Raw genomic sequence first — 25,951 nt, 5'->3', positions numbered from 1 at the left:
AATATCAGTGCTGGTTTAGCATGGCTAGCGAATAAGTCTACTTAATACGCAAAGGAAGGCAAATGACAGAAAAGGTGTTTTGGAACAATCCATATCAACCCGAGATTATTTCCGTCGTTACGCAAATTACAGGTAATAACGTTGAACTCTCTCATACCATTTTTTACGCAGAGTCGGGCGGGCAGGAAAGCGATGAAGGAACCATCGCTGGTATTCCTGTGGTTAAGGCTGAAAAATCAGGCTCGCGTATTATTTATACTCTTGAAACCAGACCAACTTTTGCCGTTGGCGATGAGGTTGTGACTGAGATTGATTGGCCTCGACGCTATGCGCTTATGAAGTTACATTTTGCGGCAGAGGTTGTGCTTGAGCTGTTTACGCAAAACTTTAACTCGATAACTAAGATTGGCGCGCATATTTCAGAAGACAAAAGTCGCATCGATTTTGAATGGCCGGAGAACATCGCTCCGCTTTTGCCCGCACTTCAGTACAAAGCCCAAGCTTTAATTGATTCTGACTCGATCATTACAAGTGAATTTTCTGACCAAACAAAAGAAAGGCGTTATTGGAAGGTAGAAGGTTTCGCTCAAGTCCCTTGTGGTGGTACGCATCTGAAACGAACGTCGGAAGTGGGTAAAATCGCTTTAAAGCGTAAAAACGTTGGCAAAGGAAAGGAGCGGGTAGAGATAACGTTAGTGAGGGAAGACACCTAGGTATTGCGTGCATTTTTAGCGTGACGTATTAACATAGCATCCAGATTTTAACAGAAAAGAGATAACTATGGCTTTCCCTCCTTGTCCAAACTGTCAATCCGAATACGTTTATCAAGACCAAAACCATCTCATTTGTCCTGAGTGTGCTTATGAATGGAATCCGTCTGAAGTTGAAGAAGCTTTTAGCGTCAATGATGCGAATGGCACATTGCTAGCAGAAGGGGACAAAATCACGTTGGCGAAAGATCTCAAGGTTAAAGGCAGTTCTCTTGTTTTAAAGATTGGCACTAAAGCCGTGATTAGACGCATCGTCGAAGGTAAAGATCATCAACTGGATTGCAAAGTAGATGGCGCTGGTGAAATGATGGTCACCGCGAAATTTGTCAAGAAAGCTTGAGTTTCATCATTTATTAAGCGTTATGGAGAATAACTGAATGGCAGGGATAACCGAATTAGATGAGTTGCTTAAATCACTACGCCCTAAGCTCATCGACTCTGAGTTTGTGTTTTGTACCGTTTCAGGTGAGCTTAAAAACTATTTGTCACTTAATCCTGTTGCGACCTTTACCGAAGCTGAAGGGCTCACTTTGGTGATCGAAAAATCGGCTGCGCTAGAAGCTGGTTTATCGTTTGAAGGCTCGTTTAAGCAAATTACACTGACGGTTCATTCAAGCCTCGAAGCCGTCGGACTAACCGCTGCGGTGGCCACAAAACTTGCTTCAAAAGGCATCAGTGCTAATGTCATTGCGGCCTATTACCACGATCATATCTTTGTACAATCTTCAAAAGCTGATGCTGCAATTGAAGCGTTGTGCGAGTTATCTGCGTAACGCTTCATTTCTTAATGCCAGTCCTTGTGAAAAAGAGAATGTGCCCTACAACCGAAGTACACCGTAGGGCACATGTTGTGGAGCTGGTAAGAGTTTAGTAAATATATCGTCGAAGTTCGTGCGGGTAGACGCGCATTCCATTTGAGGTGTTTTCGTAAACGGATTGTTCTTCGATATAAGACCAGATATAAGGCTCTGTACTTGTTTGAGCGGCGAGTTGTGAGATCACCGTATCTACATCGTGACCAGAGTAATCTTTGGGATGAACCAACATTTCCTTGATAGCTGACAACATAATAATTCCCTTTTATGTAATTAAATTACCATTTAGTATGATTAAAACGTAGTTTGGTTTTTTAATGTGATCAAGTTTGGATTAAGTTTTAATTTAAAATTCACTTTTGTAAATTAGAAACACACTTTGAGGCGCGACCTCACTCACGTTGCTTAAGGCACTCAATTTTTCATTGTCTAGTCATCCAGTGATGCGTGGTGAGTTCTGTATTTGTGGTGTGATAAAAGAAAACGGCGCAGTTAGCTAGCGCCGTTTTGATTAAGAACTCGTTGAGTTCTTTTTAGTCTAATCGTTCATTGAGTGTAGACGAGTTGACCTTCTTTGTATGTTTTTCATACCTCAGTGGTGTCTGTTTTTACTACTGAACAATCAGTTAATGTAACCACTACCAATAGCACGAAACGGCATGTCTAAATCAAGCTCGGGAACTTGCTGACCGACCCACGCAGGGAAAGTATTACTGTTTGGACCCGGAAATAGCGTGTATTCATTCGCGTAAGGATAGTGCTCTACGACGCGCTGAATTTTAGGAATGAGATTACGGGCTTTTTCACCTTGAATAGAGAGCACTTTTTCGGGACGAGCGCCATACCAGTAACGATCAGGTGTAGCTGTTTGATAGGTATAAAGTGCGGGTTGTCCGCGGCCGACACGCCACCCAACCACTTCATAGACGGTATATTCATTCGCATTCTCTGGCTTAATCGCTAGCCAGGTGTGTACTGCAAACCAGCCACGCCATCCAAAAGCATCCGCAGCATAGAATTCGATCACTGCTTGTTTAACATCAGTAGGATTAGGAGCAATGCCAGCAGGCTCGCGGCTGGCAGTTCGCCAGTCACCCTGAGTGCAGGCGCTAAGTAACATGCAAGCAATTAACACAATAGGTTTAATTAAAGAACTCACTTTAAGTTTATATTGCATGATGCACTCCTATTACGTCCCTTTGCTACTGATTTAGTAATACATTTCGATTTCGCTTTTTACCCTGCGGCGAGCTATTGTCCAACTCGTAACACTAATACGATTCTTCCTAAACATAAAACTACAACGATTTGACCCATTTTGTCACTGCTTGCGCAAAAACTAAATTCTCTTCCTACGTTAGGCAGAGGCATGCAAGTTTAAGTCTATGCGTTAGGAACTCGTGCTCAAATTGCCAATAATTGAAGTGGGTAGAACTCTGACAGGAGCATAAGGGCGGTGGCTGAACTCAATACTGTTTAGCCGTTGTGTGATGGGCTAGTGGGGGGGGGGGGGAAAAAACAAAGCCCCGCTATTTGTCAGCGGGGCTTTTGGTATTAAAGGTCAGTGATTATCCAATAACAAGGAAGAAAATTGCTGTTGCGATAATACCGATCAATGCGTAAGGGAACTGGGTTGTTGCGTGTTGCATTGAAGTACAGCCTGAACCTTGTGCAGAAAGTACGGTTGAGTCACTGAAGAAACATGAATGGCTACCCGCAGCAGATGCAGAAAGTAGAGCCGCAACCGTTAGGTGTAGTGGTACGCCTAGTTGCTCACCCAATGGCAGAACGATAGGCATTGCTACTGCGAATGTGCCCCAAGAAGATGCTGTCGCGAATACCAGACCACCGGTAATCAGGAAGATGATTGCAGGGAAGTAAGACGCGCTCAGGTATGGGCTAACTGTCTCGATAACGTATTGTGTTACACCTAACGAGTCGTTGACATTTTTCAGCATAAAGCCGCCGATTACTGTCGCAAGCGGTAGTAACATGACTTTAATGCCATCATAAACAGCTTCAAACATGTCGTTCATCGAGATGAGTCGTTGTAGACCGTAGAAGCAAACCGTGAAGATAATTGCTACGAATACACCAGCCAATAGGTCAATACCGAAGTACCAGCTTGCTGCAACCAGAACAACCATAGGCAGTAAGAAGTTAATCAGGCCCATTGTTGGATTCGTATGAGCCGCAATATCAGAGCCAAAATCTACATCGGTCGCGCCGTCAGGACGAACTTGACCATTCTTAGCTCGTTGTTCTGCTGCTTTCATCGCACCTAGATCTGGAATCTTTTCCATCGCAACCAACAGAACGATGGCTAACGTTACCCAGCCATAAGCCATGTATGGGATCGCTTCGATATAGGTTTGAATACCTTTACCTGTCTCAGCAACGCCATTTGACTCAAGAAGAGAGCTAAAGAAGATAGCCCAAGTCGAGATTGGTACAAGAATACAGATCGGTGCCGCCGTTGAGTCAACAAGGTACGATAGTTTTTCTCGAGAGATTTGGTAGCCATCGGTTACCTTCTTCATTGATGAAGAGATAGCAATCGCGTTTAAGTAATCGTCGATAAAGATGACAATACCGAGCAAAAACGTCATTACCATTGATTGTTTGCGACTCTTAACTTTTGTTACCAGCATATCTGAGAAGCTTAAGATACTGCCGCCTTTCTCAAGGATAGCTATCAGGCCGCCCATCAAGCCACATACCAGGATGATCCAAGCAATGGTTTCGTCCATCATCACCGTCATTGAGATATCAACGATTTGTTCTACCGCTTCAGTTGGGTTAAGTAATAGAACCCCGGCAATTGCGCCGCTAAACAGCGCTTCTACAGTTCGGTGCGTCGTTAACGCGAAGACTAAAACCAATGCGGTTGGAAGAAGGCTCATCCATCCGTAGGTTTGCCCCTCTTCGTGATTTAATCCGATCGTCGTAAATAGTACGAATGTCGCAACACAAATTAACGAGATAATCATATGTTGCATGTTGAATTTTAACGGCGCATCCATCGCCTTTGTTTGCGTAGTCATAAATTACATTTCCTTTGTTTATGCCGAGTGCAACATCCAGTCAATTTCCAGTGGCGTGATAGCGCGCTCAAATTCAGCGAGTTCACTGCGCTTGCAAGCTAAATACATATCGATAAAGTCCCTTGAAATGTATTGAGCCAGCTCACTGTGTTCCAACTGCTCTAGAGCTTCTGACATACGCACAGGTAAGTCAATCGCGTCGTCGCTTAAGGTTGATGGACATTGGTCTTTGGTATAGTTTTCGCTCGCTAATACCGCGGAAAGTACTACTGCAGCGAGGATGTAAGGGTTAACGTCAGCTCCCGCGATACGATGTTCGATGCGACGGTTTTTACTATCGCTGATAGGAACACGTAATGCGACACCACGATGGTTTTCGCCCCAGTCCGCTTTTGTCGGAACGTAAGCTCCAGGAACAAAGCGGCGGAAAGAGTTAACATTAGGACAAATTAATCCCATGGCATCTGATGTTTGTTCCAGCATCGCCGCCATAGTTTGATAAAAGAGGGGACTCGCTTCGCCATCTTGTTGGCTAAAGTGGTTGTTGCCAGCGCTATCCATCAAACTTAAGTGGATGTGCATACCATTACCAGCTTGTTCGCCGAAAGGCTTAGCCATAAAGGTTGCGTCGAATCCGTGCTGGTGTGCCACCTGACGGATCAGGCGCTTAGCGATGATGATTTCGTCACACGCACGAAGGACATCTTTTGAATGGTTAAAGTTGATTTCAAACTGGCCTGGAGCCGATTCCGAAAGAGCGCCTGAGGTATTTAAGCCCTGTTCCAATGCGATTTTGTTGAGATCCGATAAGAAGTCAGCATAGTCATCAAGCCCATCTAAGTCGTACACCTCGGTATCTTTCTCACGTGTTTTCTTAGTAGGGTTGATGGCGGTTAAAGGGGTGCCATTCTCACCGCGCTGTTTATCAATTAAGTAAAATTCCAGTTCCAGAGCAACACAAGGGTACTGATCTTTAGCTTTTAACTTCTCAAGCATCGAAGCGAGGATATTGCGAATGAACAAAGGATTTGGTCGTTTTCCTGAATCATCCATCATGCTCAGTAGCAATTGGCCAACTTGTTCTTTCGCGGTTGGCATCAATGTACCGCTGATCGGGAAACAAAGATTGTCCGGTTCGCCCAAGTCTTCGCCTAACCCTGCCGTTTCTACCACATTACCTTTCGTATCGAGCGTAATGGTTGAAAGAGGTAATGCGACACCTTTGTTAAGCTTTTCCAGAGCCTCTACCGGGATACGTTTGCCTCTTGGTGTTGCATTGATGTCGGTAAAGATGAGGTCGACGAACTCGATGTTGGGCCACTGTTGTTTAAAATTTTGAACTTCCTGTAGATACGATTCCATTTTTTTCTCCAATAGCCAGATGAGTAGAAATTAGAGATAGCTAAATTAACAATTAAATTACAAAGCGTTAATTAATGTGCGTGTTAATTCAGTTATATTTAATTTAAACAACCACTTATCTTGTGTTCTGACTTTTTAATGGGTTATTTTTGTGCTTTGTTGTTAACTATTTTGTAACAGTCGTTTTTGTTTTGTTCAATATAATGAGCATAAATATTCAATTTAATGGCCTAAAAAGTGCTCTGTGTCACATTGTGGCGATAATATCGAACGTCGATGTTGATAATTTTGTACACGGTTTGTAGTGTTGATGTTAAATAAATTGAACACGGATATGTTATGACAACGACACGCAAACCCATCATTGGCGTTGTTAGCTGCACCAAGGAGTTAGGTGGTTACCAAATTCAGGCAGTCAATGATTTTTACCTACGCGCAGTGAAAGACTTTGGTGGTCTACCTGTTATGTTAGCGCCGGATATGTCGAGTGATGAAGTCGACTCAATCCTGGAGCTTTGTGACGGTTTCTTGTTCCCGGGCAGCCACTCAAATGTTGCGCCGCATCGCTATAACGCTAGCCATACTGAGAATAAGAAAGACGAAGCGCGCGATGAATTGGCACTGAACCTGATTCGACACGCGGTAGATAAAGACATTCCTTGTCTTGGTATTTGTCGCGGTTTCCAGGAGATGAACGTTGCATTAGGTGGCACTCTTAACCCTGCGGTTCACGATTCTGGTTTTAATGATCACCGCGAAGCACCTGTTGATGATTTCGAACAGAAATACGCACCAGCTCATGCAGTACTAGTTCAAAAGGAGAGCTTATTTGAACAATGGTTAGTTGAAAATCATTGGGAAAATACGACCTTCTTTGAAGTCAATACGCTGCACAATCAAGGTGTTGATCAGCTAGCGCCACAGCTTAAAGTTGAAGCGAAAGCACCCGATGGTTTGATAGAAGCTTTTAGCCTTGCTGGGCAAAAATATTTCGTTGGCGTGCAGTGGCACCCAGAATGGAAAGCAAAAACCAATCATTTCTCACAAATTTTATTCAAAGAATTTATTATGGCGGCTTCTCTTTAATTTTTGGAGCCACATGAATGGACAATCAAGAGATTGGTAGAAATATTGTTCAGTTAAGAAAAAAACATGGATTGTCACAACGAGAATTAGCCGAGCGAGCGGGCATTACTCACAGTGCTATTTCATCGATTGAAAATGGCAAAGTGAGCCCTTCGGTTAGCTCGTTGCAAAAAATAGTGAACGTATTTTCTTTATCTCTGTCGGAGTTTTTCATTTTTGAACAAACTCAGAATGATGAAGTGAAAGTTGTCGTTACGCCAGAAGAGCTGGTCGAAATGGGCAGTGAAACCGTTTCGATGAAACTGGTGACTAACGGCACGAAAGAGCAGGTAATTGGATTCCTGATCGAAGAATATGCACCACACGGAACAACAGGTTCAGCTGAAATAAAACACGAAGGCGAAGAAATTGGCACGGTACTAGAGGGTGAAATCACTCTGGAATACAAAGGCCGTTCGTTCGTCATCAAAGAAGGCGAGTCGTACGTTATTGACACGACCCAGCCACACAGATTTACGAATCACACAGACAAGGCTTGTCGAATGATAAGCGCGCATACGCCAACCACATTCTAAGTGGTGCTTGCCTTGTGTGATAACAAGGAGAGCGTATGAAAACTCAAGAACAATGGATTGAACTTAAGAACAATCTAAACATCGAAAACAGGGCGTACATCAACGGTGAATACAGCGCAGCATTAAGTGGAAAAACGATCCCTGTCGTTAATCCAGCAACAGACGAAATATTTACCGAAATTGCTCGTTGTGAAAGTGAAGATGTCGATCTTGCGGTGTCATACGCTCGTAAAGCATTTCAATCAGGTCAGTGGAGTGAAAGCAGCCCTGCACATCGTAAAGCGATTCTAAAACAGTTCGCTGATCTGATAGACCAAAACCGTGAAGAGTTGGCTCTGCTTGAAACTCTGGATACCGGTAAACCTATTTCTCACAGCTTCTCTACAGATATCCCTGGCGCAGCTTCATCATTACGCTGGTACGCAGAAGCGATCGATAAAGTCTATGGCGAAGTCGCGCCAACAGAAAAAGATGTTCACGCGTTTATTTCTCACCAAGCGATTGGTGTTGTCGCGGCAGTTGTTCCATGGAACTTCCCACTTTGGCTAGCTTGCTGGAAGCTTGGTCCAGCTCTTGCGGCAGGCAACAGCGTGATCCTTAAGCCGTCAGAAAAGTCCTCACTCACTGCTATCTTCTTAGGTCAACTTGCAGAACAAGCTGGTTTGCCAAAGGGAGTGTTCCAGGTCATCACAGGTTTTGGTCATGAAGCGGGTGACGCGCTGGCAACACACCAAGATGTGGATTGTATCGCTTTCACTGGTTCTACGCGCATCGCTGGCCAGCTGATGGTTCGTTCTGGCGAAAGCAACCTGAAACGTGTCTTTGCAGAAGCTGGTGGTAAGAATGCCAACATCGTATTCGAAGATTGTGACGATTTAGACCGCGCGGCGGCTGAAACGGCAGCGGGTTGTTTCTATAACCAGGGTGAAGTGTGTGTGGCAGCAACGCGTCTGCTGATTCATGAAAGCATTAAAGAGCAGTTCATCGAAAAAGTGATCGAAGCGGCTAAAGCTTTTGCACCAAAAGATCCAATGGATCCTAGTTCTTCTATGGGTGCGCTTATCGACCAAGACCACAAATCAAAAGTGTTGGAATACATTACATTAGGCCAGTCTGAAGGCGCTATTTTGCGCTGTGGTGGCAATGTTGAAGGTCAAGGTGCGTTCGTCGAGCCAACTATTTTGGATAACGTGGACAATCAATACCGCGTTGCTCAAGAGGAAATCTTCGGACCAGTACTCTGTGTGATTCCATTCAAGGATGAAGCACAAGCTATCGAAATTGCCAACGACTCTAAGTACGGCCTGGGCGCGGCACTTTGGAGCAGCAACATCAACCGTGTTCACCGAGTCGCTAAACGACTACAAGCCGGCTCGGTATGGGTGAACAACTACAACGAAGGTGACATGACGGTTCCATTCGGTGGATTCAAAATGAGCGGAAATGGGCGAGATAAATCGCTGCACGCCATTGAGAAATTCACAGAGACCAAAACCACTTGGATTCGCCTTCACGCCTAAAAAGGCACACGTTCTAACCCAGCTGACGATTAATAAAGGAATATCACTATGAACAAGCATACGGATTCGTTCTACGCGCACTCTGTGCCAAACATGCCGGACTACCCACAACTTCAAGACAACATCGAGTGTGATGTGTGTGTGGTTGGCGCAGGCTTCTCTGGTCTTTCTTCTGCACTGCATCTCGCAGAAAAAGGTTTCAAAGTAGTTGTGCTGGAAAGTGCAAAAGTAGGTTTTGGAGCAACTGGTCGTAACGGTGGCCAGATCGTCAACAGTTACAGCCGAGATGTTGATGTTATTGAAAGCCGTTACGACCAACGCCAGGCAAAAGCACTGTGCGACATGATCTTTGAAGGTGGCGACATCATCCGTGGTCTGGTTGATAAATACGACATTGAATGTGATTTAAAACAAGGTGGCTTGTTCACGGCGCTGAATAAGAAACAGCTTAAAGGTCTTGAAGAGCATAAGAAAAACTGGGAACGCTACGGCAACGATCAGCTCACTCTGCTGGACGCAGGTGAAGTTGAAAAGGCCGTAGGTACGAAAGTTTATACTGGCGGTCTGCTGGACATGCGTGGTGGCCACATCCACCCGCTTAAACTGGCGTTAGGCGAAGCGGCGGCTTTTGTTTCTCTGGGTGGCCAAATTTTTGAACAGTCTGCTGTGCTATCGATTGATAAAGGTATTAATCCAGTAGTGAAAACGGCGCAAGGCAGCGTTAAGAGCAAATACGTTGTGTTGGCAGGTAACGCGTACCTGGGCGGCCTGGCACCGAATATCAGTAATAAAGCGATTCCTTGTGGCACACAGGTTATTGCTACGGAACCACTGAATGAAGAGCAGCTAAAGCAAGTACTGACCAGTGACTACTGTGTTGAAGACTGTAACTACCTGCTGGACTACTTCCGCTTAACAGCAGACAAGCGAATGCTTTTCGGAGGCGGCGTCGTTTACGGTGCTCGTGATCCAGAAAACGTAGAGTCGTTGATTCGTCCAAAACTAGAAAAAGTTTTCCCTCAGTTGAAGGGCATTAAGATTGATTATGCGTGGACAGGTAACTTCCTGCTGACTTATTCACGTATGCCTCAGTTCGGTTCATTTGCAGACAACATTTACTACCTACAAGGCTACAGTGGCCACGGTGTTACGTGTACACACCTTGCAGGTAAGCTTCTAGCTGAAGCTTTAACCGGACACGCGGAACGCTTTGATGCGTTTGCAGCACTAAAACACTACTCCTTCCCGGGTGGCCGTCACTTCCAAATTCCATTTACAGCAATGGGTGCGGCTTACTACAACTTACGTGACAAACTAGCGATTTAAGAGATAAGGAATATCCAATGAGCAAAGTAGTTAAATTTGCAGCTCTTCAACTAACTAAGAGCTGGGATCTGGAAGATAACCTAGAAAAAGCAAAAAAGGCGATTCGTGAAGCGGCACAAAATGGTGCGAATGTGATTCTTCCTCAGGAACTATTCGCAGCGCCTTACTTCTGCAAAAAACAAGAAGCGAAATACTTTGAATTAGCGGAAGAAACAGAGAATTGTCGCCTTATCAAAGAGATGAGTGCTTTGGCTAAAGAGCTGGGTGTGGTTATTCCTGTTAGCTATTTTGAAAAAGCGGGTAATACCTTTTTTAACTCGCTAGTGATGATCGATGCTGACGGCACGGTACTGGAAAACTACCGTAAATCTCACATCCCTGACGGCCCTGGCTACAGCGAAAAGTACTACTTTAGCCCTGGTGACACTGGCTTCAAAGTATGGCAAACCAAGTTTGGTAAATTTGGTGCGGGCATTTGCTGGGATCAATGGTTCCCAGAGCTAGCACGTAGTCTGGCTTTGCATGGTGCAGAAGCGATTTTCTACCCAACGGCAATCGGCTCTGAACCACAAGATCCAACATTGGACTCTCGTGACCACTGGCAGCGTACGATGCAAGGTCACTCTGCGGCAAACTTAGTGCCGGTAATCGCTTCAAACCGAGTCGGTACAGAAGTGGATGACGGCATTGAAACGACGTTCTACGGATCTTCTTTCATTACTGACCACACGGGTGCAAAAATTGCGGAAGCGCCACGTGAAGGCGAGACGATCATTTACGCAGAGATCGATCTAGAAGCAACAGCAAAAGCTCGTCACGCTTGGGGTCTGTTCCGCGACCGTCGTCCTGAGCTATACACAAGCGTTGGAAAGTTGGCTGTTTAAAGAGGCGTTACTATGAAGTTATCTACAACACCAGCACAAGATGGCTTCTATTTTCCGGCTGAATTTCAGCCGGTAAGTGAAGTCTGGCTAGCTTGGCCCGAAAGACGTGATAACTGGCGTGACGGTGCGGTTCCTGCTCAGGAGACGTTTGCCAGAATCGCCAACGCAATTGTCGACGTGACAAAAGTCAGTGTTGCAGTGTGTTCTCACAACTTTGACCGCGCGCGAAAGTTGCTTCATCCCGACGTTCGTTTGGTAGAAATTCCATTTAACGATGCGTGGATGCGAGATATTGGCCCAACGGTTGTTGTGAATCAAACGGGTGATCGCCGTGGTATTAGCTGGAAGTTCAATGCTTGGGGCGGAGAATACAACGGCCTGTATGAAAACTGGCAGCAAGATGATTTAGTTGCAGGTTCCGTGTGCGACATCATCGGTATTGATTACTACCGTGCCCCGTTTGTACTTGAAGGTGGCTCGATTCATACCGATGGAGAAGGGACGCTTTACACGACAGAAGAGTGCCTGCTTAGTCCGGGTCGTAACCCTCACTTGAGCAAAACGGAAATTGAAGAGCAGTTAAAAGTTTATCTAGGCATCGAAAAAGTCATTTGGGTTCCAAATGGTTTATTCAATGACGAAACGGATGGTCACGTGGATAACCTGCTGCATGTGATTGCACCGGGTAAAGTCGTGTTGAGTTGGACTGACGATCCTAGCGATCCGCAGTACGAGCTTTCCAGACAAGCTGAAAAAGCGCTGAAGTCGCAGCAAGACGCAAAGGGACGCGATATCGAGATTGTCCGTCTACCAATACCAGGGCCACTGCACTACAGTGAAGCTGAAGCCAATGGCATTGATGCGAGTGCAGGAATGAGCCGACAAGCAGGTGAGCGCCTCAGTGCGTCATACGCGAACTTCCTAATTGTGAACGACCATGTATTTTTGCCGATGCTCGACGAAGAAACGGATGCGATCGCAATCGAAATTTTGCAAAACGCGATGCCAGAGCATCAAATCATTGCTATACCGTCAAGAGAAGTGCTGCTTGGCGGTGGAAATATTCACTGCATTACACAGCAGATCCCAGCTTAAAAAGCGAAATACATCGCCACGACTTGCTTCGTTAATGTGGCGCTGTTGAAAAGCGGTTAAAAGGAATAACCATGGAACAGATTAAAAACAAAAGCCTTCTTTCGTTCATGGTGGCGAGTGAAGTGCAAGGTACAGCGGTAACCAACCCAGCCACGGGCGAAGTGCTTGGCTACGCGCCAGTGACGACTGAAACCGACATTCTGGACGGTATTGAACGCGCTAGCGTTGCACAAAAAGAATGGGCGGCGCTGCCAGCGAAAACTCGCTCTGGCTTACTTCATCGTTGGTACCAACTTCTGCTAGAAAATAAAGAAGATCTTGGCCGACTGATGACACTAGAGCAAGGCAAGCCGTTGGCAGAGGCTCAAGGCGAAGTCCTTTACGGTGCAAGCTTTATCGAATGGTTTGCAGAAGAAGCGAAACGTACTTACGGTGAAACCATTCCATCGCCAAGTGCAGATAAGCGTTTGGTGACCATCAAGCAGCCAATTGGTGTTGCGTGTGCCATCACGCCGTGGAACTTCCCAATCGCAATGATCACCCGTAAAGCGGGTCCGGCACTAGCGGCAGGTTGTACTTTTATCGTGAAACCGTCAGAAGCCACACCATTTTCTGCATTTGCAGTGGCTGAACTCGCTTATCAAGCGGGTATTCCAAGAGACGTACTTCAAGTTGTTCTTGGGGAAAGCTCTCGTCAGATTGGCGCGATTTTCACGTCACACCCACTGATCCGCAAGCTTTCGTTTACCGGTTCTACTCAAGTCGGCAGTGTTCTGATGCAGCAATGTGCGGGTGACGTAAAACGCACATCTATGGAGCTGGGTGGCAATGCACCATTCATCGTATTTGATGATGCAGATATCGATGCCGCAGTAACTGGTGCAATGGCGTCTAAATTCCGCAATGCTGGCCAAACGTGTGTTTGTGCGAACCGTTTCTACGTACACAGCAAAGTGTATGACGAGTTTGTCACTAAGTTTGATGCAGCGGTACAGCAGCTTAAAGTTGGCAATGGCCTGGAAGAGGGCGTGAATATCGGCCCGGTGATCAGCGAGTCAGCGAAGCAGGGCATCCAAGCGTTAATTGATGGTGCTATAGAGCAAGGTGCGAAGCCAGTCACTGAGCTTAAAGAGCTTGATGGCTTGTTCATGCAGCCAGTGGTGCTAAAAGATGTGACTCACGACATGAAGATTGTCTCTGAAGAAATCTTCGGCCCTGTCGCGCCAGTGATTCGCTTTGATACTGATGAACAGCTTATCGAAATGGCGAACGATACGATTTACGGCTTAGCATCGTACTTCTATAGCCAGAACATTCACCGTGTTTGGAAGATCGCAGAAGCGCTTGAATACGGCATGGTGGGTATTAACGAAGGCATGATCTCTACTGAAGTGGCTCCTTTCGGTGGTGTTAAACAGTCCGGCATCGGACGTGAAGGAGCAAAACAAGGTATCGATGAATACATGGACGTGAAATATCTCTGCTTTGGCGGTAACTAAGGATAAAAACAATGACTAACCAACAACTACACGAAAGAAGAAACCAGGTAATTGCTCAAGGTATGGGTGCGTTATACCCGCTTTACGTAGAGAAAGCAGAAAACGCGCATGTTTGGGATATTGAAGGTAACAAGTACATCGATTTCGCGGCGGGCATTGCGGTGACTAATACTGGTCATTCTCATAAGCGCATCAGCGAAGCGGTAAAAGCTCAGCTCGATAACTTCTCACACACTTGTGCGATGGTGACGCCTTACGCATCATTCGTCGAGCTGGCGGAAAAATTAACTGAACTTGCTCCGGGTGAGACTAAGAAGAAAGCCATCTTCCTGACAACAGGCGCAGAAGCGGTAGAAAACGCCGTGAAAGTAGCACGTGCCCACACTGGCCGTAGCGGCGTGATTGCGTTTAAAGGTGGCTTCCATGGTCGTACCAACATGACAATGGGTCTAACGGGTAAAGTCGCGCCATACAAAGCAGGCTTTGGTCCTTTCCCGAATGAAATCTACCACGCACCATACCCAAATGCGTTCCACGGCATCAGCGTTGAGCAAAGCCTACAAGCGATCGATGATCTGTTTGCTTGTGATATCGAGCCTTCACGCGTTGCAGCGATCATTTTTGAACCTGTACAAGGCGAGGGTGGTTTCTACAAAGCGCCTGAAGCGTTTGCACAAGGCTTGCGTGAGTTGTGTGACAAGCACGGTATCATGCTGATTGCCGATGAAATTCAAACAGGCTTCGCCCGTACGGGTAAAATGTTTGCGACCGAATACCTGGGTATTGAACCAGATCTAATGACGATGGCGAAAGGCATTGCGGGTGGCTTCCCAATCTCAGCTGTGGTTGGTAAAGCAGATGTCATGGACTCTGCACTTCCAGGTGGCTTAGGCGGCACGTATGCTGGCTCTCCACTAGGTTGTGTTGCTGGTCTGGAAGTACTGAAAATCATCGAAGAAGAAGACTTGTGTGCGAAAGCGATGGGCATTGGCGAAGTGGTTAATGCACGTATGACTGAGCTGCAAAAATCTGTACCTGCGATTGGTGAAATCCGTACCACTGGTGCAATGATGGCGATTGAATTTACTGATCCAGAAACTGGACAGCCTCTGCAAGACATGACTAAAGCGGTCATTGCTAAAGCGCAAGAGAACGGTCTCATTCTGCTTTCTTGTGGGGTAAAAGCGAACGTTATTCGTCTGCTTCCACCACTGACTATCGAGTCAGAAGTACTGAACGAAGGTTTAGACAAACTGGAAAAAATCATTCTTGAGCTGGCGTAGTACCCAGTAAACAAATCGAGCCTTAATTCAAAGAGGAAGTCAGCTGACTTCCTCTTTTTGATCAATCTGTACCGTCCTAAATAAGGTTGGTCATGCCTACTTGAAAAATTTCATCACAAGTTGCGGTAGTAGCGATACCAGAATCATACCCAACATCAAGCTATATTGAACAGGCGTGAAGCTTTCTCCAAGCAGTAACAAGCCAGATAAAATACCGGCAATCGGATTAATGATGTTGCCAAAGGTAAAGTCAACCACAGACATTCTTTGCAGAAGCCAGACATACATGGTGTAGCTTAATGCGGTATTAAGAATGATCACCCAGAGCAGCCCCAGGATGTTAGTAAGCGATGTATTTCGTACCGCACTTAAGTATGGCTCCGGATCGAGGCTAGCCATCACAGCGGAAACAATCGTCAGAATCACGCCACCAATGATCAACTGCCAAGTCAGGACCGTCCACCAATGCATTCTTGTACCGAGTGCTTTAGTAACGCTGCTGCCGATCACAATACACATAATGGCAGAAAGCATGGCAATCAAACCAACCGGATTCAGTGTGATGGTTGCCGGATTAAATAGCAGCCACGCGAGGGCAACCAAAGCAAGGCCTCGGCATACCTGTAACGCGTTAGGTCGGCGTTTATAGACCACCCAACTGTACAGCATCGCAAATACGGGTAATGAAACCATACCCACGCCTGAAATTGCCGCAGGCAGTGTGAGTGCCATGACAAAGACAAGGCAGAAGAACAGCGCGATGTTGATCGTGCCTAATACAAGCAGGGCTCTCCACTCGTGCTTTTTCGGCAATGTCGGCTTTATCGCGAGCAGCAGTAAGCCCGCAGGCAGCGCGCGCAGGACACCCAGCAGAATAGGAGGCCAATCTGGCACCGTATACTGCGTAACCGCATAAGTCGTGCCCCAGAAAAACGCCGGGATCATGGCGAGTAAAATGTTCATGTCAAATATCTTTACGTTAAGATAATTAAGTGCAAAGATACGCCTTAGGTTACTTTTTGTAAAGTATCTTCATGTTAAAGTATTTAGACAAGCCGCGTTGCTTTGGAGAGAAGTAAGAAATGGACGCAATTGATAGACTGGTAGAGCAGTGGTTTAAAGAAAAGCCAGAGCTCGACACGCAGCCGATGGCCATCATGGGGCGATTAATGAGAATTGCCAAACACATGGAGACTCGAGTCGCAGAGCTTCATAAGCAGTATGACCTTAAAATGGGTGAATTTGATGTACTGGCTACGTTGCGCCGAGCAGGAACGCCATACTGTTTGACGCCTTCTGCCTTGATCGAGTCAATGATGCTCACGTCCGGAGCGATGACCAACCGATTAGATAAGTTGGAAACGAAAGGTTTAATTGTCAGAGAACATAGTAAGGAAGATAGACGCAGTGTCACGGTTGAATTGACGGCTAAGGGTTTGATGCTTATCGATAAGTTGATTGTTGAACATGTTGAGGTTCAACGAGGCTTTATGCATGGCTTGTCTGATGAAGAAAAGTTAAAGCTTAATGAGGCGTTAAAGAACTTGTTGCCACAGTTTGAATAAAATCAATTGCGGGGTGTGGGATGCAAATCAAAGCGTTAGAAACGTACCTTAATACGTTTATGTGCGCGGAAAGCGACTTTCCGTTTGGATCTGAAGCTTTAGTCTTTAAGATCAAAGGGAAAATGTTCGCAATACTTGCCCAAAGAGAGGGTCGAGACTACGTCAGTGTAAAAGTAAAACCCGAGGATGGTGAAGTGCTGACTTCTCAGTTCACTGATATCACCCCGGGTTACCATTTGAATAAAAGACACTGGGTCACGGTGTATTTCAATGGAGATGTCGAGGATGGACTTATTCAGGATTTATGCGAACGTTCATACGAGCTTGTCATTGCTAAGTTGACGAAAGCTCAGCGTGCTTCGTTAGGTTTCGCGTAGTTAGAGCACAGATAAATCAGAGTATTGGCAGGAGAAAGTGACGGATATCTCGCTCTTATCACCATGACCGAATTGAATTATTAGCTCGTGTTTCAGAAAAACTCGCGCCTTTATTAAGTACAGGCTATATAAAAAGTATAAGGGCAAAGAGGGAAATGCTATGCGAGCACTATCTGACTGGCTTAAAGCCTATGGGGAAAGTCATCAAAACCCAATCAATCGAAGAATTCACGCGATTGCCGTGCCCGGTATTTATCTTTCTGTCGTTGGGTTAATTTGGTCAATTCCTCAATTGTCTATCCTAGGTTTTCAAATAAATTGGGTATGGTTAGCCGTCATTCCCGTTTGGATATTTTATTACCGGTTGTCTCTCAGTGTCTTCATGATGATGTTGGGCTATACATTAGCGTGTATTGGCTTAATCTGGTCATTGGAAGTACTCCAACTCCCGGTTCTGTATATCTCTTTGCTTATTTTTGGTGTTCTCTGGATGCTGCAATTCATCGGGCATAAAATAGAAGGAACCAAGCCTTCATTTTACGAAGACTTACAATTTCTTCTTATTGGCCCTGTCTGGGTGTTTAGAAAGCAATAACCACAACGCATCTGGTTAACCCTGCATGAGCAAAGGCTTGGGTTATATCTTGTTTTGTCACTAGTCTGCATCGCGTCATGCTCTCCATAACGTTGTCCAAAATATTTAGGCTGATCGGCTGGTTTGGACAGCAATGCCTTGTTATTCACACTATGCTTAAAGTGATGTGGCGCACTGAAACCAAGTGGTTATGTGCTGAGTGACAATGTCACGTATGGAGGGGAGATGTATAACCGCGAGCACAAATATAGTTACTGGAAAGAGGAACGTAAAAAAGGCAAATGGCACTACATCTTAAAGTCGTTTTTTATGATTTGTTGTGCGTTGCTGGTCGGTAAAGTAATTGGTTTATTCATTTTTGGCGACTTGCACTCCTTTATGGATATCATTGAACAGTTGCCAGCGGATTTATTTATCATGATGCTGGTGGGATTCCCTATTAGCGTATTAGGTTGGTATCACGAAGAGTCGAAATTTTTTAGAGCGTTAAGGCGAAAAGATAAGCAACTCAAACTGAAGCAGAAAAGTGCCAATCAACAGAAGCAAAACTAGAAAACAAAGTTGAGCATTAACGTATACATGTTGGCATTATCGTCTTCCGGCATTGATGAGAAGGTACCTAATCCATCACCAAACGCCTTAAAATATTGCCATTCTGCATTAAGAGATACGTTGTATGTAATGTCATATCTTAATCCCAACAGGTAGCTATCTCCGGTTTTATTTTCATGTTCATCGAAGATTTGCCCGTAGACAGTGTACGGTGTGAATTTGTTCCTATTATAACTGGCGGTGGCGTACCAAGTGGTTGAGATATCACTGGTTTGGGCTTCTGCCGCTAGAGTGAATCGATCTATTTCATACTTAGCCCCCAACGAATACAGGTCTATCTTTGAGTCATTTTCTGTAAGCGTTAAACGGTCGACCACAATAGTGCCAAGGCCTGGAACGTCTTGTTCGGCGTTCGAAAGAATGGTGGTTTGGTCGTAGTCTCCATTTAAATAAACAAAGTTCCAGCGATAGCGGTCACCACTTAGCGTCACATTGATGCCAACGACATCATTCACATCCACTTTAAGTTTTGTATTGCCATTAATGGTGATATTGCTATGGTCTTTGAAGCCTACAAATGGCATGGCAGTAATCATTGCTTTGTCATTGAGGTCATAAAGCCAACGAACTGAAAATCCATTATAGGCCGTGATACCGAGTAAACTGTCATACACTTCTGTGGGAGCACGAGCGGGCGTGAGCGCATGCCCGACGTAATAATACTCGGACGCTAAAAATAAGGGCAGCCTTAAACGGCCTGCGTAAATATCGTAGTTTTTGTACGTATAGGCAAGATACGCCCATTCGAGCTGCGGGTCACTCCAGTGATCTTGTGGCCTTTTTACCACTTGTACTGACGACCGCAATGCACCGGAGAAATAATCAAGCTGCACACCAAACGTTGTATCACAATCAAAGCAGCTTTCGTCTTTGATGAATCGGTTGATCAGTAACGGCGTGTCGTTATCTGATCTCGCCCAGGAGGCTGAACCAAACCCACTCAATGAGAGGTTATCTGTTATTTCAATGGTTGCTAAGCTCGGAAAAGCGATGCTGGTAAGTAGTATTGTGGTCAGATATTTTTTCATATCAATTCTCCGAGCTTACAACATATAGAATGTGGACGTTAGATGGCAGACTGTTTACAGGTGCGTAGCCAATTCGATTGGGTTGTTCTTGCATCCATGCCAATAGAGCATCGATACTTGGCTGTTCGATGACTTTGGGCGGGCGGGCTTTACCTGAGAACGACAAACTCGCCCAATGTGCGTTCATTTGGGCAAGATTTTTATTAAGAAGGTAGCGATAAAACTCTGTCCGTTCGGTTGACGTTTCTGGCCAGTCAGAAAGCTCTACTCGCTCTCCTTGTAACAGGCTTGTTTTACCTCTGTAGAGTTTTCTTGCCTTGTTTATTGTTAGCGCATCAAACTTTGAATTAAATGAAAAAATGGCGTAGTTATCAGCGGCGTACAAGGGTGTACTCAGGATCAGAAGATAAACCAGTATCAACGTGCTTGTCGCAAGCAACCAAGAGGAAGGGCGATAACGAGGACCGAGACTCATCATAAGCCGTTAACCTAAATCATCGTTTCGATTTGATGCAGTAGCTTTTCTTTTCTCACTGGTTTTGGCACATAGGCATCCATCCCTGAGTCAAAGCAACGCTGGATATCATCATCTACGACACTGGCGGTTAACGCGATGATGGGCGTTTTTTTAAGCCCGTTTTCCTTTTCAAAAGCACGAATTTGCCTTGTTGCTTCGAAACCGTCCATCACTGGCATCATGCAGTCCATCAATATGACGGAGAAATTGGAATCTTGTTGGAATTTTTCCACCGCTATCTGGCCATTTTCTGCAATTTCATATTGATAGCCTGCCTTATTCAACAGTAACGACGCCACTTTTTGATTGACTCGGTTGTCTTCTACCAGCAAAACTCGTTCTGTTTTCAGTGACAAAGCATTAATCGTTGGCTCACCCACACGTTGAGCAGGCAAAGGTGAGGTTTCGGTTACGTCTTTTACTTCTGGTATATGCTCGGCGCTCAAAGGTTTCTTAAAGCGAAGACCAAATGCTTTATCCAACTTCTCCTTTAACATGTCGGCTTTAAAGGGTTTTGGAATGTAGTCGTCCATTCCAACAGCTAAGCATTTTTGAATATCATCATCGACCACGCTCGCGGTGAGCGCGATGATCGGGATACGAAAAGGTCGTTGTTCACTGGCTTCAATTTGACGAATGTGTTCGGTGGCTTCAAAACCATCCATTACTGGCATCATACAATCCATCAGTATCAAGCTGTATTGGTGCTTTCTGAACATATCGACGGCTTCCACACCATTCTCGGCAATATCAAAGTTAAACCCCGCTTTAGTCAGGTGCAGGCCTGCTATCTTTTGATTAACGGTGTTGTCGTCCACAATCAAGACGTTCGGCAGTGTGGGGACGTGAAGGGGAGCAGAATGAAGTGAGTTAGGTTCTGAGAAACTTGCTTCACATCTTTCAAGTGCTGCGAGAAGGCGTTGGCCGAGTAGTGGTTGAGTGATAATGACGCTGACCACTTTGCCAAAATCAAATTGGTCACTATGCAAATGTTTAATTAAACAGATGCGAATGTTTTGGTTTTCAAGCCTGCGCATATAATCGGATGTTGTGATCGCCACATTGGGTGCACCCTCAGCATATACAATGATGATATTTTCATTGTCGTTAATCCAGGTTGGTAAGGCGCTGAGTTTATTGACCGACTGATGAATGTCGATCTGATAGACGCTCAACTCATCACGGAGTTTCATTTCCAATTCGGCGTCATCACACACAAGCCAAACCTGACTTTGGTTTAACGTATGGTGAGGAGTAAAATGTTGCTGAGCCACCGAGGCGGTCACTTCAAAGAAAAAGCGGCTTCCGCGTCCCTTCGCTGATTCCAGTTGTATCGTCCCTCCCATTAAATCGACAAGTTGAGTACTGATGGCGAGTCCCAGGCCTGTGCCTCCAAATTGTCGTGTTGTGGAGTTATCTTCTTGAGCGAAGGGAGCAAAAATAATTTGTTGCTGTTGCTCATCAATCCCAATGCCAGAGTCTTCAACGGCAAATTCAATGGTGGCGCAAGAGTCGGTGAGCGTCTTAGTGGTAACCGAAAGCCGTACAAAACCTTGTTCCGTAAACTTTACTGCGTTGGACATAAAGTTCATGATGACCTGGCGCAAACGGTGATCGTCAACCATGACATGGTATGGCGTATTTCGGCTGATATTGACTTTTACATCAATGCCTTTCTCTTTCGCTTTAGGGCATATGATGGAGGCGATGTCGTAAATTGACTCGCGAATACACGTTGAATGTGGACTAATTAAAAGCATACCAGACTCAATTTTAGAAAAATCCAGTACGTCATTGATAAGGCCCAGCAACAGTTGAGATGAGGTTTCTATCGTATCGACGTAGTCGCGTTGTACCGCGGTCAGAGGCGTATCTGACAAGACTTCGGAGATGCCTATGACACCATTTAACGGCGTTCGTATTTCGTGTGACATGTTAGCCAGAAAACTGCTTTTAGCTTTACTCGCTTCGATCGCCTCATCTTTTGCTTTTTCTGCGTCTTCTTTCGCTTGAGTTAATTTCAGTTTGGTTTGCTCGCGCTCAAAGCTGAGCTTATCGACTTCACGGGCAAACCTGCTGAGCTCATCTTTGCCTTTTATCAATTCGGATAGCGGTGAGTCTGAGTTATAACTCTCGCGAGCAAGGAATTCGAGGACGACATTTAAATTTCCGGTCACTTTACGAATAAGTCGGATCGTCAGGCTAATCACTAAGATAGTAACGAGCGAGATGGCAGCGATAAAGACTAAACGATGCTGAGTTGTTCTGGTAATCGACTGACTGATACTCGCTTGCAACTGCTGCTCAATTTTGTTGTCGATATCGTGGATGAGAGAGAGACGTTTGTTTAGCGCTTCCAACCCGTCAGAAATTTGTTGAGGGCTGAGCATCTGGAGTTCTTGTTCTTGAAGTAAACTGGTTCGAAACTCTTGGCTTATTCGAAACACATCGTCGGTAAAAGTATCAATGAGCAAGTTGACCTGCTTTTGGTTGGCGTTCAGTGTCACGAAGCGCTCAATCAATAGCTGCTGGTTCTGAACCAGTGACTTAATTTCGTCACGAATATCCGAGTCGTAGTGCTGATCTTTTTCAACTGACTGGATGAGAAAATGACTGAGTTGATGCTCTTTGGTCGACCAAAACATAAGCCATTCCAGCTGGAGAATCGAAGACAGATCGTTACTGGTTTCATGGCTGATATTATCAAAGTAGATTTGATCTAGGCTCAGAAGGATCTGTTCATAAAGATCCGTTCGCCATTCTATAGCGTCCAGTCGATCATCATTTTCTTTGGCAGACAGTAATGAGGCATTTGCTTCTTCAAAGCTCGTTAACAGACTAGAAATCTCGGAATTTGATCCGAAAATCGCAGGCGTCCATTTTTTAAGCTCAAGAGTGAGTCGCTGCGCTTCCTCGGATTTATCGCTAACTTCCGGATTATTAGGTAAGTCATAAAGGTATGAGACGATATCGATATAGTCAGTAAATCGTTGCGCTCTGTGTAATTCTTGGGCTTGGGTTGAAAGGCGGTGTAAGTGCTGGCCTGCCAGTATAAGCAATAGCATAATTGGCAAAAGAACTAAGCCAAATAGTTTTTGCTTTACAGACAAGTTATCCCAGGAAAAAATTCCGCTCACAGTACACTTCCATATTCAAAAAGTTGATATGAAAAGTGTAGTTTATCTAACTAAATAGTTAGGCTGGTAAACAGAACTCTGACTAAATAGAGAATAGAAGTGTGACAAGACTTCAAATAGACTCCCTATTAAAAACAGGGACTTTCAGACTGATTCATCTGATTTGTTACATTTGGTCGAGTTGTGTTCTGTACCTTTTTTCCAGAGCCTCGTTTCCAGCAACACGTTCTAGCTCAACCATAAGTTGTAATGAGGGCTTTTTTACCCCATACATTTGATTGAATCGCATTAAGCGAATTCTGGCATCGGTAAAGTCACCCGACTCAATTTCCAGCTTCGCGAGTTGCAGTATTGATTTTGGTCTGTGAGGATCGTGCTCAATAGCGCGAGTAAAGTAATATCTTGCTTTATCGTTGTCTTTGGATTTAAGAGAGCAGAACGCGGCGTTTTCATAGCTCGCGGGGATCAAATAGTAGTAGGGTTGCTCAATGGCTCGTGTAAACATCAGATCTGCTTTTTTATATTCTCCACGTTTACACAAAAACGTGCCGTAGTTGTTGAGCACGTTACCGTTTTTGGCATGTTGGTTGAGTGAACGTTTATACATTTCCTCGGCTTTTGACTCTTCGCCGACAGACTCGTAATAGTGCGCCATAGAAAGTTGTGCACGGTAGTAGTTAGGTGAGTGAGTAAGCGCTTGTCGCAAATTGTCATGAGCACGGATAGTGCTGCCACCTTCCAGATAACCCAAGCCGAGAGCGATACGGGACTCTGCCATAGCGATAGGGTCGGGCTTAACGATCGGAGAGCCGTCTTCTTTTACGGTAACGCATCCCAGCAGTGAAAATTGAGTCATCAGCAAAAGTGTGCCCAGCTTAATCGTTTTCATTTCTCGTCCCTGTATCCCTAAATCTCACAGCATGATAAGAATTGCGAGATAAAAACCTATTGACGAAAAATTACTATGCGAGCGGGTTTGCAAACTGATATGAAAAAGCCGCCATATGGCGGCTCGGTTCACAAAGTTAACGTATTGGATTAGTCATCTTTAGTGAAAGCAGACTCACTGAAATGGTCAAGATCGTACGGTGTTTGTTGGTAAACACAGTAATTTAGCCAGTTGGCGAACAGCAAGTGACCATGGCTTCTCCAGCTTGCACTCGGAACATTGTCTGGATTATTGTTCGGGTAGTAATTCACCGGAATTGCCGGCTCCATTCCTTCGCCCAAATCACGAATGTACTCATTGTGGAGAGTATGAGAGTCATATTCAGGGTGGCCCGTCACAAATACGTTTCGTTTGTCTTTGGTTGTCGCTAGGTAAACGCCAGCTACATCAGAAGTCGCTAAGATATCCAGATCCGTATGTTCCTCAAGGAAGTGAGGTGAAAAGTCTGCATAGCGAGAATGCGGAGCCAAAAACGTATCATCAAAGCCGCGTAATATTGGATGATACTGGTTATGAATTTGATGGTGGTAAACACCTGAAAGCTTCTCTTTACGCGTCTTTTTCGGCAGGTCATACAGTAACTTTAACCCGGCTTGAGCTGCCCAACATACGTAAAGGGTAGAGGTGACATGATCTTTAGCCCACTCCATGATTGTTTTTAAATGGTCCCAATAAAGTACATCTTCAAACTGTACTAGGCCAAGTGGCGCGCCTGTGATAATTAAGCCATCAAAGTTTTTATTTTTAACCATCTCAAATTGACGATAAAAATTGTCCAGATGTTCGGTAGGCGTATTTTTACTCGGGCGATCATCAATCCGCAATAATTCGACATTGACTTGCAAAGGACTGTTTGAAAGCAAACGCAAAAACTGCGTTTCAGTCTCAATTTTTTTAGGCATCAAATTCAGAATCAGTACTCGCAACGGACGTATTTCCTGACTAGCCGCTCGAGTCTCACTCATCACGAAGATGTTCTCTGTCCTTAGTATGTCAGTTGCTGGTAATTGATCTGGAATTCTAATTGGCACGACTTTCTCTCCCTAATTCTAGTCATCTAGACGTCTATACATCTAAAGCTAACTCAAATCGTTATAGATGTCGATACGAAATGTGACTTAAAACAAGTTTAATGCCTGCGCATTGATCTGAACAATAAATACATCTGCGCTTTTCGTGTCTGGTATACCTTCATGGCTGGCTAATTGTGACTAAATCAGAAGTTTTGATGAGACATCATTGAAACACAGTGAACTGTATTTGAAGGTCATTATGTGATCACGCTAATATGGCTTTGTTGACTGAGTAAGCAAAATTCGAGTCATGTAAAACTTATCCATCTCAAAATAATACTGTGGTTTGCAGTTTGAGATGAATCGTCATTGGAGGACACTATGTTCGGTATTTTTAAGCGAAAAACGAAAATCCAGAGCATCGCTCAAGAAGTTCCCAGTTTACTGCTCAGCATGTTTGGCGATAAAAGCACTTATGCTCCCGATGAAATTGATATTGCCTTGCTGCAACTTGGTTACGATAAGCAGAAAGATATCCACCATCACCAATATGCTTATGGCATGTTCAGTAGTGAATCGAGTTATCGACAGCTGGGTTTAATCGATGAGCTTGGAGACTACAGACACTTTCAGCGTGAGGTTGGAAAGATGCTACTCAATACTCCCGAGCCTATTGATATGCATATCTATTTTGTTATCTCTCAGGAGCATCACAAAGCGGCTAATACGCTACATTAATGCTTTCACTGTGTCGCGACTGTTTTCAATAGCGTGGCACAGTTTTCTAGCTTGTTTTTCCAACACATTTTTCTAACACCTTTCTTTATCGTCCTTTCGAAAGCGTATGCGCTGCATTTTCGGGTAGGAAAATTCTATTTATTCAAAAGTTCATGAAAGTA

26 protein-coding genes are annotated in these 25,951 nt (G+C 44.9%); 16 read left to right on the top strand and 10 right to left on the bottom strand.

The window, feature by feature from the left end; genetic code table 11:
* The first annotated feature begins 62 nt into the window (after positions 1–62).
* The 3 genes from VEJY3_RS08450 (at position 63) to VEJY3_RS08440 (ending at position 1,543) form a co-directional block, all read left to right on the top strand.
* Positions 63–713, top strand: a complete 651-nt coding sequence (locus VEJY3_RS08450; protein WP_014232032.1) for an alanyl-tRNA editing protein — start codon at positions 63–65, stop codon at positions 711–713.
* Between the two features lie 67 nt (positions 714–780).
* Positions 781–1,110 carry a zinc ribbon domain-containing protein YjdM gene (locus VEJY3_RS08445; protein WP_014232031.1) on the top strand — a complete coding sequence of 110 codons (330 nt, stop codon included), beginning with the start codon at positions 781–783 and terminating at the stop codon, positions 1,108–1,110.
* Between the two features lie 37 nt (positions 1,111–1,147).
* Positions 1,148–1,543: an ACT domain-containing protein gene (locus VEJY3_RS08440; RefSeq protein ID WP_014232030.1), complete on the top strand. Its 396-nt coding sequence runs from the start codon at positions 1,148–1,150 to the stop codon at positions 1,541–1,543.
* A gap of 94 nt (positions 1,544–1,637) precedes the next feature.
* Here the strand turns inward: VEJY3_RS08440 and VEJY3_RS08435 are convergent, their stop codons facing one another.
* The 4 genes from VEJY3_RS08435 to VEJY3_RS08420 form a co-directional block, all read right to left on the bottom strand.
* Positions 1,638–1,838: a hypothetical protein gene (locus tag VEJY3_RS08435; protein WP_014232029.1), complete on the bottom strand. Its 201-nt coding sequence runs from the start codon at positions 1,836–1,838 to the stop codon at positions 1,638–1,640.
* Between the two features lie 369 nt (positions 1,839–2,207).
* A complete protein-coding gene (locus VEJY3_RS08430; RefSeq protein WP_014232028.1) occupies positions 2,208–2,762 on the bottom strand; it encodes a DUF3750 domain-containing protein in 555 nt (184 codons plus the stop codon).
* A 391-nt stretch (positions 2,763–3,153) separates the two neighbouring features.
* A complete protein-coding gene (locus tag VEJY3_RS08425; protein WP_014232027.1) occupies positions 3,154–4,629 on the bottom strand; it encodes a Na+/H+ antiporter NhaC family protein in 1,476 nt (491 codons plus the stop codon).
* An 18-nt stretch (positions 4,630–4,647) separates the two neighbouring features.
* Positions 4,648–5,991: a glutamine synthetase family protein gene (locus VEJY3_RS08420; RefSeq protein ID WP_014232026.1), complete on the bottom strand. Its 1,344-nt coding sequence runs from the start codon at positions 5,989–5,991 to the stop codon at positions 4,648–4,650.
* 339 nt (positions 5,992–6,330) lie between these two features.
* Between VEJY3_RS08420 and VEJY3_RS08415 the strand changes: the two genes are divergently transcribed.
* The 8 genes from VEJY3_RS08415 to gabT all read left to right on the top strand — a co-directional run bounded on the left by VEJY3_RS08415 (position 6,331) and on the right by gabT (position 15,259).
* Positions 6,331–7,077: a gamma-glutamyl-gamma-aminobutyrate hydrolase family protein gene (locus tag VEJY3_RS08415; protein ID WP_014232025.1), complete on the top strand. Its 747-nt coding sequence runs from the start codon at positions 6,331–6,333 to the stop codon at positions 7,075–7,077.
* Positions 7,078–7,094: 17 nt separating this feature from the next.
* A complete protein-coding gene (gene puuR / locus VEJY3_RS08410; RefSeq protein WP_014232024.1) occupies positions 7,095–7,652 on the top strand; it encodes an HTH-type transcriptional regulator PuuR in 558 nt (185 codons plus the stop codon).
* Positions 7,653–7,687: 35 nt separating this feature from the next.
* On the top strand, positions 7,688–9,172 hold the full coding sequence (locus VEJY3_RS08405) for an aldehyde dehydrogenase (RefSeq protein WP_014232023.1): 1,485 nt from the start codon (positions 7,688–7,690) through the stop codon (positions 9,170–9,172).
* Positions 9,173–9,220: 48 nt separating this feature from the next.
* Positions 9,221–10,498 (top strand): FAD-binding oxidoreductase, encoded by a 1,278-nt coding sequence (locus tag VEJY3_RS08400; protein WP_014232022.1) that lies wholly within the window; start codon positions 9,221–9,223, stop codon positions 10,496–10,498.
* 17 nt (positions 10,499–10,515) lie between these two features.
* Complete coding sequence (aguB, locus tag VEJY3_RS08395; protein WP_014232021.1) at positions 10,516–11,382, top strand: N-carbamoylputrescine amidase; 867 nt, start codon at positions 10,516–10,518, stop codon at positions 11,380–11,382.
* A 12-nt stretch (positions 11,383–11,394) separates the two neighbouring features.
* Positions 11,395–12,477, top strand: coding sequence for an agmatine deiminase (gene aguA, locus VEJY3_RS08390; RefSeq protein WP_014232020.1), 1,083 nt, complete (start codon positions 11,395–11,397; stop codon positions 12,475–12,477).
* Positions 12,478–12,548: 71 nt separating this feature from the next.
* Positions 12,549–13,976 (top strand): NAD-dependent succinate-semialdehyde dehydrogenase, encoded by a 1,428-nt coding sequence (locus VEJY3_RS08385; protein WP_014232019.1) that lies wholly within the window; start codon positions 12,549–12,551, stop codon positions 13,974–13,976.
* Between the two features lie 11 nt (positions 13,977–13,987).
* Positions 13,988–15,259: a 4-aminobutyrate--2-oxoglutarate transaminase gene (gene gabT, locus VEJY3_RS08380; protein WP_014232018.1), complete on the top strand. Its 1,272-nt coding sequence runs from the start codon at positions 13,988–13,990 to the stop codon at positions 15,257–15,259.
* Between the two features lie 96 nt (positions 15,260–15,355).
* Here gabT and VEJY3_RS08375 read toward each other — a convergent pair whose 3' ends face one another.
* Positions 15,356–16,222, bottom strand: a complete 867-nt coding sequence (locus tag VEJY3_RS08375; RefSeq protein WP_014232017.1) for a DMT family transporter — start codon at positions 16,220–16,222, stop codon at positions 15,356–15,358.
* 119 nt (positions 16,223–16,341) lie between these two features.
* Between VEJY3_RS08375 and VEJY3_RS08370 the strand changes: the two genes are divergently transcribed.
* The 4 genes from VEJY3_RS08370 (at position 16,342) to VEJY3_RS08355 (ending at position 18,348) form a co-directional block, all read left to right on the top strand.
* Positions 16,342–16,824, top strand: a complete 483-nt coding sequence (locus tag VEJY3_RS08370) for a MarR family winged helix-turn-helix transcriptional regulator (RefSeq protein WP_014232016.1) — start codon at positions 16,342–16,344, stop codon at positions 16,822–16,824.
* 20 nt (positions 16,825–16,844) lie between these two features.
* Complete coding sequence (locus tag VEJY3_RS08365) at positions 16,845–17,201, top strand: MmcQ/YjbR family DNA-binding protein (protein WP_014232015.1); 357 nt, start codon at positions 16,845–16,847, stop codon at positions 17,199–17,201.
* A 160-nt stretch (positions 17,202–17,361) separates the two neighbouring features.
* A complete protein-coding gene (locus tag VEJY3_RS08360) occupies positions 17,362–17,796 on the top strand; it encodes a DUF962 domain-containing protein (RefSeq protein ID WP_014232014.1) in 435 nt (144 codons plus the stop codon).
* A gap of 225 nt (positions 17,797–18,021) precedes the next feature.
* A complete protein-coding gene (locus VEJY3_RS08355) occupies positions 18,022–18,348 on the top strand; it encodes a hypothetical protein (protein ID WP_014232013.1) in 327 nt (108 codons plus the stop codon).
* Here VEJY3_RS08355 and VEJY3_RS08350 read toward each other — a convergent pair.
* From VEJY3_RS08350 to metA, 5 genes are all read right to left on the bottom strand, one after another.
* Positions 18,345–19,436 carry a porin gene (locus VEJY3_RS08350; protein WP_014232012.1) on the bottom strand — a complete coding sequence of 364 codons (1,092 nt, stop codon included), beginning with the start codon at positions 19,434–19,436 and terminating at the stop codon, positions 18,345–18,347. The genes VEJY3_RS08355 and VEJY3_RS08350 overlap by 4 nt on opposite strands.
* Before the next feature lies 1 nt (position 19,437).
* Positions 19,438–19,914: a hypothetical protein gene (locus VEJY3_RS08345; RefSeq protein WP_014232011.1), complete on the bottom strand. Its 477-nt coding sequence runs from the start codon at positions 19,912–19,914 to the stop codon at positions 19,438–19,440.
* Between the two features lie 11 nt (positions 19,915–19,925).
* Positions 19,926–23,090: a response regulator gene (locus VEJY3_RS08340; protein ID WP_014232010.1), complete on the bottom strand. Its 3,165-nt coding sequence runs from the start codon at positions 23,088–23,090 to the stop codon at positions 19,926–19,928.
* 166 nt (positions 23,091–23,256) lie between these two features.
* Positions 23,257–23,979 carry a type IV pilus biogenesis/stability protein PilW gene (gene pilW, locus VEJY3_RS08335; RefSeq protein WP_014232009.1) on the bottom strand — a complete coding sequence of 241 codons (723 nt, stop codon included), beginning with the start codon at positions 23,977–23,979 and terminating at the stop codon, positions 23,257–23,259.
* 149 nt (positions 23,980–24,128) lie between these two features.
* Positions 24,129–25,070, bottom strand: a complete 942-nt coding sequence (gene metA, locus VEJY3_RS08330; protein WP_014232008.1) for a homoserine O-succinyltransferase — start codon at positions 25,068–25,070, stop codon at positions 24,129–24,131.
* Positions 25,071–25,433: 363 nt separating this feature from the next.
* Here metA and VEJY3_RS08325 point away from each other — a divergent pair, with 363 nt between their 5' ends.
* On the top strand, positions 25,434–25,790 hold the full coding sequence (locus tag VEJY3_RS08325) for a hypothetical protein (protein ID WP_014232007.1): 357 nt from the start codon (positions 25,434–25,436) through the stop codon (positions 25,788–25,790).
* The last annotated feature ends 161 nt before the right edge of the window (positions 25,791–25,951 follow it).

It is taken from the genome of Vibrio sp. EJY3 (assembly GCF_000241385.1).
In the GTDB taxonomy this organism is placed as follows: Bacteria; Pseudomonadota; Gammaproteobacteria; order Enterobacterales; family Vibrionaceae; genus Vibrio; species Vibrio natriegens.
The sequence above is the reverse complement of the archived record's forward strand: the minus strand, read 5'-3'. Positions and strand labels throughout refer to the sequence as shown.